This is a genomic window from Acinetobacter suaedae (assembly GCF_008630915.1).
GTDB classification, from domain to species: domain Bacteria; phylum Pseudomonadota; class Gammaproteobacteria; order Pseudomonadales; family Moraxellaceae; genus Acinetobacter; species Acinetobacter suaedae.
On the sequence record NZ_CP043909.1, the window covers coordinates 153892 to 165809 of the forward strand.

The window sequence follows — 11918 nt, forward strand, 5'->3', positions numbered from 1 at the left end:
TTCTAAAACCAAGCAATAAATCTAAAGCCGATTGTTGGATAAATTATGATAAATGTCCAATATGTGATTGAATCTAGATTTAAATCCCATTATTTTATTATGGAATTAAAATAATTCATATTTAAAAGATTTTTTGGGGTTTATATGAGTTTTGAACGGACAACATCACAGATATTATTTGATAATGGTACGCATAAATGTATTAGTTTTACCAATTTGGTGAAAGGGGAAGGCATTCAAGCAAATCAGTTTTTGATTATTGACCATGAGCGAGCTGCGGTTTTAGATCCAGGTGGTGATCTCACATATGTGCCTTTAACCATGGAGCTTAATCGCTATACCAAACTGAAAAATCTCGATTATGTGATGGCTTCTCATCAGGACCCAGACATTATTACCTCGATGCCTCGCTGGTTAGTCTATACCGATGCCAAAGTTGTCGCATCAAAACTGTGGGCACATTTTTTACATTCTGTCGGTAATTTCCAGTTTTATGATCCGACTGCGAAAATCTTATTTTCTGGTGATATGGGAGCATCGATTGTGGATGATGCGAGTGTGCCAATTATAGATTTTGAAGCGCATACTAAAAAAATGAAAGGTTTTCACCAGCGTTATATGTGCTCAAATAAAGTGATCCGATTATGGGTCAATATGGTACGTCAGATGGATTTGGAGATGATCGTTCCACAACATGGCACAGCCTTTGTTGGAAAAGAAATGATTGAGCAATTTCTAGATTGGATTGAAACCTTAGAATGTGGTGTGGATCTGATGAACGAATATGTATTTAGTATGCCCACAGAAATGGCTTAAACATAGGATAAATATGACTGCTGAATATAAAAATCTGGTTTGATCTCTCTTGTTTTTGTACATAAGTTTTTTTAGGATTCGCATTATAAAGAAATCCATTTGATAATGAGAATTTTAACAAAAATGTTATCTCAAATTGTAACATCTGATGCATGTGTTCATTGTGGCGCATGCTGTGCGCATTACCGTGTGTCATTTTATTGGGCTGAGGCTGAAGCCATGCCAAGTGAAATGATTGAGCCGCTCACAGCAGTTTATTCATGCATGAAGGGAACGAATCAGACTCAGGTAAAATGTATCGCTTTAGAAGGTGTGGTTGGACAGCAGGTCAGTTGTTCAATTTATGAGGTGCGTAGCTCAACCTGCCAAGAAGTTCAGATGGCAGATGAGCATTGTAATAAAGCCAGAATTGCGCACAATTTGATTCCTTTGATTCAAATTGAAGAACAAGAGGCAGCAAATAATGAGGATTATAATCAGGTGGGGTGATAAAAAAACTTGTAAAATTTGTGCCCCAAGTGCAGTGAAAAGTGCTAGCAACAGTTTTTCTGAAATTATTTCGCTGTAGAAAATGAAATTCACTGTGAAATTTGTTTATAATAGCTCACGGAATTTACCAGTGAGATTGTTATGCTGACCATCGTTCAAGAAGCGCTAACCTTCGATGATGTCTTATTACTTCCTGCCTACTCAACTGTTCTCCCAAAAGATGTCTCCTTAAAGACACGTTTAACTCGCGGAATTCAACTCAATATCCCTCTCGTTTCGGCTGCAATGGATACAGTGACTGAGTCACGTATGGCGATTGCAATGGCGCAAAATGGTGGTATTGGTATTTTGCATAAAAACATGGATATCGCAGCGCAAGCCGCTGAAGTACGCCGTGTGAAAAAATTTGAAGCTGGAATGGTGAAAGATCCAATCACAGTAACACCAGAAACGACGGTTCGTGAACTGATTGCAATTACACAAGCAAATAATATTAGCGGTGTACCTGTGGTTAAGGACGGCAAAGTTGTCGGTATTGTGACAGGACGTGATACACGTTTTGAAACGAATTTAGAGCAACCTGTTAGTAACATCATGACAGGTCAAGATCGCTTAGTCACTGTACGTGAAGGCGAGTCGAAAGAAAATATCCAAGCATTGCTACAAAAGCATCGTATTGAAAAAGTTTTAGTTGTTGGTGAAAACAACGAACTTAAAGGCTTAATTACGGTGACTGACTTCCGTAAAGCAGAAAGCTACCCGAATAGCTGTAAAGATGAACTCGGTCGTTTACGTGTAGGTGCAGCAGTTGGTACAGGTGCTGAGACACCAAGCCGCGTAGAAGCATTGGTCGATGCAGGTGTAGACGCTATTGTTGTTGATACAGCACACGGTCATTCTGCTGGCGTCATTGAGCGTGTACGTTGGGTAAAAGCGAATTACCCACAAGTTCAAGTGATTGGCGGTAATATCGCAACGGGTGATGCTGCATTGGCATTACTTGATGCGGGTGCAGATGCTGTAAAAGTAGGTATCGGTCCAGGTTCTATTTGTACCACGCGTATTGTTGCTGGTATTGGTATGCCACAAATTTCTGCCATTGATAGTGTTGCAAATGCCTTGAAAGATCAAATTCCTTTGATCGCGGATGGTGGTATTCGTTTCTCTGGTGATATGGCGAAAGCGATTGGCGCAGGTGCAAGCACGATCATGGTAGGTTCACTACTTGCTGGTACTGAAGAAGCACCAGGTGAAGTTGAGTTTTTCCAAGGTCGTTACTATAAAGCGTATCGTGGAATGGGTTCATTGGGTGCAATGGCAGGCGCGACAGGTTCTGCTGACCGCTATTTCCAAGACTCAAAAGCAAGTGCTGAAAAATTAGTACCAGAAGGTATTGAAGGTCGTGTTCCTTATAAAGGTCCAATGGGCAACATCGTACATCAAATGATGGGCGGCTTACGTTCATCTATGGGCTATACGGGTTCAGCTGCGATTGAAGATCTTCGTCAAAATGCGAAATTTGTAAAAATTACTTCAGCAGGTATGTCTGAATCTCATGTACATGACGTAACGATTACTAAAGAAGCGCCAAACTACCGTGTTGGTTGATTTTTGGTAATTTTGTCGCTGGAAAAACCGTCAGTTCGCTGACGGTTTTTTTGTTTTGGTGTAGAGTGAATATGATTAAGAAAGATATGGTGACATACCATATAAAAGATAAGAAAGAGAGTGGAAAATGAGCTATTTTGGTACTGATGGAATTCGTGGCAAATTTGGACAATTGCCAATTACGCCAGAGTTTGCATTAAAGTTGGGCTTTGCAGCTGGAAAAGTATTAAAACGTAATAGTCCGAAAAACAAACCGATTGTGGTATTGGGGAAAGATACGCGTTTATCTGGATATATCCTAGAAGCCGCATTACAAGCGGGTCTGAATGCTGCAGGGGTATATGTACATTTACTTGGACCATTACCGACGCCAGCAATTGCGCATCTCACTCGTGCTCTGCATGCACATGCAGGGATCGTTATCTCTGCCTCACATAATCCTTATTTTGACAATGGGATTAAGTTTTTCTCAAGTGAAGGTAAGAAATTACCTGACAATATACAAGATCAAATTAATCAAGAGCTTGAGCAAGATTTACTTATTGAGGATACAGCGAACTTAGGTAAAAGTGTCCGTGTAAAAGATGCCAATGGTCGTTATATCGAATTCTGCAAATCAACTTTTCCATATCATTTCAACCTACATAATTTAAAAATTGTCGTGGATTGTGCCAATGGCGCAGCTTACAGTGTTGGACCATCAGTGTTCCGTGAGTTGGGTGCTAAAGTTATTCCATTATTCAACGATCCTGACGGTTTAAATATCAATGAAAATTGTGGTTCTACACATCCAGAACATTTACAAAAAGCGGTAGTTGAACATCAAGCAGATCTTGGTATTGCTTTTGATGGTGATGCTGATCGTGTCGTAATGGTGGATAAAAATGGTCAATTGATTGATGGAGACCATATTCTCTACATCCTTGCAACGCAGGCCAATCATAAGCCAGAGGGCGTGGTTGGAACAGTGATGAGTAATATGGCACTTGAACTTGCTTTAGACAAAGCCAATGTTGGATTTGTTCGTGCAAAAGTAGGTGACCGTTATGTATTACAAGCACTCGAAGAACAGAAGTGGAGTATTGGTGGTGAACCATCTGGGCACATTTTAACTTTAGATAAAAGTACCACCGGTGATGCAATTATTGCAGCTCTGCAAGTACTTACAGTGATGGTTGAACAAGGCAAAGCACTACATGAGTTGGTTGCAGGTTTTGAGTTATTCCCACAAGTATTGGTGAATGTTCGTTTACAGCAGATGATTGATCCGTATTCTATTCCTGCTCTGGTTGCAGAATTTGAAAAAGCCGAACAACAACTCAAAGGTCGTGGTCGCATTTTGATTCGTAAGTCAGGTACTGAACCTGTGATTCGGGTTATGGTGGAAGGTGATCAGCAACAAGAGGTAGAGAGCATTGCCAATCATTTGGCGGAAGCTGTTAGAGCTCAAGCCCAAGTTGCATAAGAGAGAATATCCATGAGTGATGTGATTAAGGACCTGAGTGAATTACGACTAAGTTATGAGCAAGGTGAGCTGCATGAAGCACAGATTAGTGATCATCCTCATCTTCAGTTTTTAAACTGGTTTAATCACGCTTTGGCTGCACATTTACATGAGCCCTATACCATGTCTTTGGCAACAGCAAATGCTCAAGGGCGTCCACATGTGCGTACTGTGTTATTACGTGGAGCGACGGAGGCTGGTTATGATTTTTATACTAATTATGATAGCCAGAAAGGGGTAGACCTTGCTGAAAATCCTTTTGCTGAACTGTTGTTTTACTGGCCAAGTCTAGAGCGTCAGGTTCGCATCGGTGGTCAAGTGGTCAAGATCTCTGAACAAGAGTCAACGGAGTATTATCTAAAGCGTCCGCGTGATAGTCAGATTGCCGCACACATCAGTACACCACAAAGTGGTAGAATTGCGAGTCGAGAAGAGTTACAGCAGCGTTTTTACGATTTACAGCAGCAAGTTGGTGAACAGGGTAAACTCACGAAACCTGATTTTTGGGGAGGTTATCGCTTAATTGCTGATTATTACGAATTTTGGCAAGGGCGCCCAAATCGTTTACATGACCGCTTAAGTTATGAAAAACATAATGGGCAATGGACTATACAGCGTTTGATGCCATAAATGACACAGATAAAAATTCAACAAAGACCTTTACTTACACGCCCTGAACAGTTTCAGGGCGTGCCTTCGTTTATTGCTGAAATATTAGCAAGACGAGGTGTTCAATCAGAGCAAGAACTTGAACTCAAGCTAAAACATTTATTGCCCCCTACTTTAAAAGGGATTGATGCCGCAGTTGAATTGATTGATCAGGCGATTGATCAACAAAAGCAAATTGTGATTATCGGTGACTATGATGCGGATGGGGCAACCAGCACTGCATTAATGGTTTTGGTTCTACAAGAAATGGGGGCAAGAGTAGAGTATTTAGTCCCTGATCGCTTTAAGTATGGTTATGGGCTCACACCCAAAATTGCTGAATTGGCAAAGCAGAGTTATCAGCCTGATTTGCTGATCACGGTCGATAATGGCATTTCCAGTCATGCTGGTGTAGAAACAGCACAAGCTTTAGGTATGCAGGTAATTATTACCGATCACCACCTCACGACGAAACCAACACCTGCTGCTGAAGCGGTGGTTAATCCAAATCAATTGGGTTGTGATTTCCCAAGCAAAGCTTTGGCTGGGGTAGGTGTTGCTTTTTATGTATTGGCAAAATTAGCCAGTTACCGTGCTCAGTATGGAAAAAGTAGCTGTAAAGTCACTCAATATTTAGACCTCGTGGCATTGGGAACCTATGCTGATGTCGCAACCTTGGATTACAACAATCGCATATTGATTGATGCGGGGCTGAAACGGATCCAGCAGCATCAATGTCGTGTAGGAATTCTGGCTTTATTAGATATTGCGGGACGTGATGCTGCGAGTTTACGTGCACAGGATTTAGGTTTTGTCCTTGGGCCTCGTATTAATGCCGCAGGGCGTATGGAAAGCATGCGAATCGGTATTGAATGTTTACTTGCAACAGAGATGCAAACCGCATATCCAATCGCACAGCAGCTCAATCAATTAAATCTTGAGCGTCGGCAAGTTGAAACAGAGATGAAGCAACAAGCTTTGTCTGCCTTGCAACATGTCCAATTAACAGCTGAGCAAATACCGCCAGCATTAGTGATGTTTGATGAACAATGGCATCAAGGGGTCATTGGTATTGTCGCTGGGCGACTAAAAGAACAGTTTTATCGCCCAAGTTTGGTATTTGCACCAGATGAAGATGGGATACACATCAAAGGTTCTGCGCGTTCTATTGATGGTATTCATATCCGAGATATGATTGAATCCGTGGCAGAGCAGCGTCCCGATCTACTGAGCCATTTTGGTGGTCATGCTGCAGCAGCAGGTTTAACGCTTAGGAAAGAACATTTTGATGAGTTTAAAAGCGTTTTTACTCAAATGATCGCTGAGATGGATTCTGATTTATTTCAAGCCACCTTATGGACCGATGGAGAGTTAGATGATTCAGCTTTGCATTTAAGCTCTTTGGATTGGATTGAGCAGCTTGGACCTTGGGGGCAAAAGTTCCCTTTGCCGCAGTTTGAAGGACGATTCCAAGTGGTTGATTATCGTTGGCTTAAAGATCAGCATTTAAAACTGAAATTGGCAGTAGGGTCACACTCAATTGACGCGATTGCTTTTAACGCAATAGATCGTTTTGAATTTAACCCGATGCTAGGGTATGTCGATTTAGTCTATAGTTTAGAGCGTAATGTGTTTAATGGAAATACCAGTCTGCAATTGCAAGTCACTTATTTAAAACAATAAAAAAACCGCTCATATTGAGCGGTTTTTTTATTGTGCGTATGGCGAATTAAAAGCGGAATGTTCCGTTGATACCAAATGAGTCTGCACCGTCAATCGTTGTATATCCAACACCTACAGCAACTTGTGGTGTGAAGAATTTTTGTGCACGAATACTAAAAATGCTATCTGAGTCATCAGCAGTTGAGTCAGCAATTGAAACACCGACACTCAGTGTTGGGTCTAAATAAAGATCAGCAGCCAAACGGTAAATGGTCTCATCACCAAAATAACTTTGTGCTTCAAAATTGGTATAGTAACCACCAAGTTGAGTCACATATTTCGCACGCAGAGAAACCGCAGTATCATCATCTTCGCCAGAAACAATCGCTGCATTATTTAGATTGGTGATAAAACCATATTTTGCAACTTTAACTGGATTCAGACTTTCTGATAAATCAGCAACACCAACTGCAAGTAATAAGCCATTGATTGGAAGGAAACCTACTTCAAATTCATAACCATTACCATTTTTTGAGGCAGAGCCTAAACCGTTAATAGTTGCTTTAACATTAGTCCGATGTAACGCACCTGAAATATAAAATTGACTATCAGGAATGAAAATCTCTGTTTCAATTCCAAGAATATTAAATTGTAAGTCCCCAAAATCCTCATCATCTTTGAGCTTACTATAAGAATATCCACCACCAATACTTGATGCTTTATCTAAGAAAGCTGCTTCTGCGAGAGGCGCACTACGAGTTTGTACTGGGTTAAAATAATATTTTCCGCTGATTGCTGCACCATTTGTTTTACCGCCATCCATGTCGATATATTCATAGGCAATGGTTGATTCTGCTTGGTATGCATTTGCATTAAAGCAAATGAATGAGGATAGAAGCGCTGTAATTAGACTAAGTTTTTTCATTGATTGATAACCCCTTATTAAAATAAGTCATTTATTAATATTGTGTTGCACGGGGTAGTTTAGTGAAAAAAAACCATACGTCAATTATTAAATGAATGGTCAAATCAATTATATATTTATCGCTTAAAAAGACATTTACGTTTTTAGGGAAGTTGGATTGTTATTCTGATTTGGTTGAAATTATTTATATAAAAATCGCCCTGAAATATTTTTATTTCAGAGCGATTATGTATTAGACGAAAAAGTCTATTTCAGTAGTTACATTAGAAGCGATATTTTGCTGCAACACCAAATGTGTTGTAGTCATTTTTAGCAACGGTTCTGTCTTTACCGAAACCAATACGTCCTTCTAAGCTCATTTGTTGGTTGAAGAATTTACGAGCATTTACACCGAATTCACGTTGTTTAGATAGGTCATTGTCGTAGTAATCAGCACCAACACTGAAGGTTTTATCAATGTAGTAATCTGCTGCTAGGTTAAACTCATCCAAATCACCAAATGCTGCACCTGCTTCTAAGTTGATGTCATTGCCACCGACCTGAGTTACATATTTCGCACGGATGGTTGGATCAACACCATCGTCAAATTTGTTGTCATAGCCTTTTGCACCGACTGCAATTAAGAAACCTGGTGCTGGTAGATAACCAACTTCAGCACTGTAATAGGTGGTTTTAATATCTCGTGCATTGTTCAGCTTTAAGATATTGCGGCTTACATCACCACTGAGGTAAAAATCTGAGTTAGGAACAAAGTATTCAACACCAACACCATAGGTGTTGTCATCAATTGCCCCTTTATCTTTCCAAACTGCTTCAGCACTAACGTTACTTGCACGGTCTAAAAATGCAGCTTCAGCTAGTGGTGCGTTACGAGTTTGTACAGGATTGAAGTAATATTTTCCATTAATCGCGAAGTCACTGCCTGAACTACCTTTGTCAGGGTCGATATAACCTGCTGATGCACCAATTTCAGCTTGATACGCATGAGCAGTTCCTGTTACTGCAAGTGCAGATAAAAGTGCTGATGCAATTGCTAATTTTTTCATGGTTATGCCCCTTTGAGATAACGAACCAAATGAAATTTTGATTACATGTTTTGTTACAACTTCCAGTCTAGGCTAAATCCAGCCTGCGTCAATCCTTTGACGGTAATCGGATGGTACAAGTGTAACTGAATTGTAATTTATTATAACTAACAACTTGATTTTAATTATAAAATATTAATGTTTTGATTTATTAAAACTTAGGATGGATTGTGTGTTTTGGTATTTTTCGTGTAATTATTGAACACTATTGTCGCTAAATGTGTCGTTTGAAAGTCATAAAATCAATAAGAAAAAACTGACGTGGGCATCTTATAAGCAATGATCTGCTCGATCTATTGAGACTGTGTCGGCTAAAACAGTTATGTTAAAATGGAAAATTGAGTGAAAAATTTTTGTGAGAAAACACGCGTGGAAATTAATCCGTATTTAGTTCAATTGAAAGATTTATCTGATCGTAGCCAAACACTACGGGGGTATCTTTGACTACGATCTAAAAGTTGAACGTTTAGAAGAAGTTTTAAGAGAATTAGAAGACCCTGCGATTTGGAATGACCAAAGTCGTGCGCAAGCAATTGCAAAAGAAAAGGGCAGTTTAGAAAATACTTTAGGTGTATTTGATCGTCTTGCTGAACAGCTGGATGATGCGAAAGCAATGCTGGATCTTGCAGTAGAAGCTGACGATGAAAGTTTGTTGCTTGATGTACAAGCAGAATTAGACAGTGCCGAACAAGCTTTAGGTAATCTTGAATTCCGTCGCATGTTTAGCAATCCAATGGATCCGAATCCGTGCTTCCTCGAAATTCAGTCAGGTTCTGGTGGAACAGAAGCACAGGACTGGGCATCTATGCTGTTACGTATGTATATGCGTTGGATCGAGCGTCATGGCTTTAAGGCTGAACTCATGGAAGTTTCAGACGGTGATGTGGCGGGTATCAAATCTGCAACGATTCGTGTTGACGGTGAGTTTGCTTACGGTTGGTTACGTACAGAAAGTGGTGTGCATCGTTTAGTACGTAAATCACCATTTGACAGTAACAATAACCGTCATACGTCATTCTCTGCCGTGTTTATTTCACCTGAGATTGATGACAATATCGAAATCGATATTAATCCTGCAGATGTCCGTACTGATACGTATCGTGCTTCGGGTGCGGGTGGTCAGCATATTAACAAAACCGATTCCGCTGTGCGTTTAACGCATGCACCAACAGGAATTGTGGTGGCGTGTCAGAACCAGCGTTCGCAGCATGCGAACCGTGACCATGCATGGAAGCAATTACGTGCCAAACTCTATGAGTTAGAGATGAGCAAGCGTAATGAAGCTGCACAAGCATTGGAAGATTCGAAGTCTGATATTGGTTGGGGAAGCCAAATTCGCTCTTATGTCTTGGATGACTCACGAATTAAAGACTTACGGACTGGTGTGGAGAATTCCAACACTAAAGCTGTGCTAGACGGTGACTTAGATAAGTTCATCGAAGCGAGTTTGAAACAAGGTTTATAAGAACCTCTCTCAATCACTTCTTAAAAGAGGGAGACGTCTTCGATGGTTTAATCGAGTGTCCTCTCTTTTGAAGAGATGAACTTTCTCAGTATTCTGAGAGAGCAAAAGGAGGGGTATAAAGAAATTCAGAACGGCAATCTCGTTCAGTACCTTAAGGTTAATCGGAAAAATATGATATTAATATCGATAAAAATAGATATTAATATTTATAAAATTCGATATACTGGTTCTAGGTGCTGAACAAAGCTTTGCCTGTTGAGAAACATGGTGAGTCTATGGATATTGATGTTATAAGCAAGGCCTTAGCCAATCCATTACGTCGACAGATCTTGCAATGGTTAAAAGAGCCTGAGCAATTTTTACCTGTACAAGAATGTGGTGGCAGTTTTGAACGTGGTGTATGTGCAGGACACATCGAACGTTTAGGCAAAGTTGCGCAATCGACGATGTCGAATCACTTGTCTGTATTACAGCAAGCGGGTTTGATTAAAGTTGAAAAATATGGGCAATGGTCATACTTCACACGTAATGAAGCTTTGATTCAGCAATACATCGAACATTTAAAACAAACACTATAGCCGTGAGCCAAGACTTGGTCTTTAAGCTTCGGTTCATAGTGAAGTTGAGGCGATCATGGCAGAATTAAGTTCTACCTTACAAGTAGGTGATTTTACAATTAAAAACCGTTTGGTTTTAGCTCCATTAACCCGTGCACGTAGTGGTGAAGAACGTATTCCAAATGATTTGATGGTGGAATATTACCAACAACGTGCGAATGCGGGTTTAATTATTACTGAAGCAACGGTAATTAGTCCTAAGGCCGTGGGATATGCCAAGACACCAGGTCTATGGTCACAAGAACAAGCTCAAGCTTGGCACAAGATTGTTGATGCTGTACATGCACAAGGTTCAAAAATAGTCGTTCAACTTTGGCATGTGGGCCGTATTTCACATCCTGACTTATTGGATGGCGATACACCTGTTGCACCAAGTGCAATTCAACCTGCTGGTGAAGTGAGTTTACTTCGTCCAAAACGTCCTTTCGTCACACCTCGTGCTTTATCACATGAAGAAATTCAAGAAATCGTAGCGGAATATAAACATGCTGCTGAACAAGCCAAAGCAGCAGGTTTCGATGGGGTAGAGCTACATGCAGCCAATGGTTATTTGATCGACCAATTCTTGCAAAGTAAGACCAATACACGTGATGACGAGTATGGTGGTTCTATCGAAAACCGTGCACGTTTGTTATTACAGGTCGTGGACGCCTTTATTGAAGTGTGGGGCGCAGGTCGTGTCGGTGTACATTTAGCACCACGTGCTGATTCACACGATATGGGGGATGAAAATCCATTGGCAACCTTTGGTTATGTGGTGGAGCAGTTAGATCAACGTCATGTTGCATTCATTTTCACGCGTGAATATGAAGCAGAAGACAGTTTAATGCCAAAATTGCGTCCTAAATTCAAAGGTACTTGGATTGCCAACGAAAAATTAACGCCTGCATCAGCAAAACGCATTTTGGCGACTGGGCAAGCGGATGCTGTGGCATTTGGTTTAGCGTATATTGCCAATCCAGATCTATTCGAACGTTTACAATATGATTTACCATTAAACGCTGTTCAACCTCAGACCTTATATGGTGCGGGTGCAGAAGGTTATACGGATTATCCTGTATTTGAAAAAATAGAAGCATAAGCTTCTATTTGGACGCTC

11 protein-coding genes are annotated in these 11918 nt (G+C 40.5%); 9 read left to right on the forward strand and 2 right to left on the reverse strand.

From position 1 onward, the window contains the following. The first annotated feature begins 144 nt into the window (after positions 1-144). The 6 genes from F2A31_RS00730 to recJ all read left to right on the forward strand — a co-directional run bounded on the left by F2A31_RS00730 (position 145) and on the right by recJ (position 6748). Positions 145-816 (forward strand): oxygen-binding di-iron domain-containing protein, encoded by a 672-nt coding sequence (locus F2A31_RS00730; RefSeq protein ID WP_150024765.1) that lies wholly within the window; start codon positions 145-147, stop codon positions 814-816. Between the two features lie 123 nt (positions 817-939). Continuing rightward, entirely contained in the window at positions 940-1305 is a 366-nt protein-coding gene (locus F2A31_RS00735) for a YkgJ family cysteine cluster protein (protein ID WP_150024766.1), read from the forward strand. 141 nt (positions 1306-1446) lie between these two features. Beyond that, positions 1447-2913 (forward strand): IMP dehydrogenase, encoded by a 1467-nt coding sequence (gene guaB / locus F2A31_RS00740; RefSeq protein WP_004641532.1) that lies wholly within the window; start codon positions 1447-1449, stop codon positions 2911-2913. Positions 2914-3040: 127 nt separating this feature from the next. Continuing rightward, on the forward strand, positions 3041-4378 hold the full coding sequence (gene glmM, locus F2A31_RS00745; protein WP_150024767.1) for a phosphoglucosamine mutase: 1338 nt from the start codon (positions 3041-3043) through the stop codon (positions 4376-4378). 12 nt (positions 4379-4390) lie between these two features. Beyond that, positions 4391-5047, forward strand: a complete 657-nt coding sequence (gene pdxH / locus F2A31_RS00750) for a pyridoxamine 5'-phosphate oxidase (RefSeq protein ID WP_150024768.1) — start codon at positions 4391-4393, stop codon at positions 5045-5047. Continuing rightward, on the forward strand, positions 5048-6748 hold the full coding sequence (recJ, locus tag F2A31_RS00755; RefSeq protein ID WP_150024769.1) for a single-stranded-DNA-specific exonuclease RecJ: 1701 nt from the start codon (positions 5048-5050) through the stop codon (positions 6746-6748). A 46-nt stretch (positions 6749-6794) separates the two neighbouring features. Here recJ and F2A31_RS00760 read toward each other — a convergent pair whose 3' ends face one another. Both F2A31_RS00760 and F2A31_RS00765 read right to left on the reverse strand, forming a co-directional pair. After that, complete coding sequence (locus F2A31_RS00760) at positions 6795-7652, reverse strand: putative porin (protein ID WP_150024770.1); 858 nt, start codon at positions 7650-7652, stop codon at positions 6795-6797. A gap of 263 nt (positions 7653-7915) precedes the next feature. Then, positions 7916-8698, reverse strand: coding sequence for a putative porin (locus F2A31_RS00765; protein WP_150024771.1), 783 nt, complete (start codon positions 8696-8698; stop codon positions 7916-7918). Between the two features lie 408 nt (positions 8699-9106). Between F2A31_RS00765 and prfB the strand changes: the two genes are divergently transcribed. From prfB to F2A31_RS00780, 3 genes are all read left to right on the forward strand, one after another. Beyond that, a protein-coding gene (gene prfB, locus F2A31_RS00770) for a peptide chain release factor 2 (RefSeq protein WP_150027599.1) occupies positions 9107-10202 on the forward strand; the annotation gives its coding sequence in 2 pieces (ribosomal slippage) (positions 9107-9178 and positions 9180-10202; 1095 coding nt in all). A gap of 275 nt (positions 10203-10477) precedes the next feature. Continuing rightward, positions 10478-10780 (forward strand): ArsR/SmtB family transcription factor, encoded by a 303-nt coding sequence (locus F2A31_RS00775; RefSeq protein ID WP_005403396.1) that lies wholly within the window; start codon positions 10478-10480, stop codon positions 10778-10780. Between the two features lie 55 nt (positions 10781-10835). Next, positions 10836-11900, forward strand: a complete 1065-nt coding sequence (locus F2A31_RS00780) for an alkene reductase (protein WP_150024772.1) — start codon at positions 10836-10838, stop codon at positions 11898-11900. Positions 11901-11918 lie beyond the last annotated feature (18 nt).

What these genes read in the sequence shown, in the direction of transcription:
- F2A31_RS00730 (WP_150024765.1), top strand. Translation starts at nt 145, where the DNA reads ATGAGTTTTGAACGGACAACATCACAGATATTATTTGATAATGGTACG.
- F2A31_RS00735 (WP_150024766.1), top strand. Translation starts at nt 940, where the DNA reads ATGTTATCTCAAATTGTAACATCTGATGCATGTGTTCATTGTGGCGCA.
- guaB (WP_004641532.1), top strand. Translation starts at nt 1,447, where the DNA reads ATGCTGACCATCGTTCAAGAAGCGCTAACCTTCGATGATGTCTTATTA.
- glmM (WP_150024767.1), top strand. Translation starts at nt 3,041, where the DNA reads ATGAGCTATTTTGGTACTGATGGAATTCGTGGCAAATTTGGACAATTG.
- pdxH (WP_150024768.1), top strand. Translation starts at nt 4,391, where the DNA reads ATGAGTGATGTGATTAAGGACCTGAGTGAATTACGACTAAGTTATGAG.
- recJ (WP_150024769.1), top strand. Translation starts at nt 5,048, where the DNA reads ATGACACAGATAAAAATTCAACAAAGACCTTTACTTACACGCCCTGAA.
- F2A31_RS00760 (WP_150024770.1), bottom strand. Translation starts at nt 7,652, where the DNA reads ATGAAAAAACTTAGTCTAATTACAGCGCTTCTATCCTCATTCATTTGC.
- F2A31_RS00765 (WP_150024771.1), bottom strand. Translation starts at nt 8,698, where the DNA reads ATGAAAAAATTAGCAATTGCATCAGCACTTTTATCTGCACTTGCAGTA.
- F2A31_RS00775 (WP_005403396.1), top strand. Translation starts at nt 10,478, where the DNA reads ATGGATATTGATGTTATAAGCAAGGCCTTAGCCAATCCATTACGTCGA.
- F2A31_RS00780 (WP_150024772.1), top strand. Translation starts at nt 10,836, where the DNA reads ATGGCAGAATTAAGTTCTACCTTACAAGTAGGTGATTTTACAATTAAA.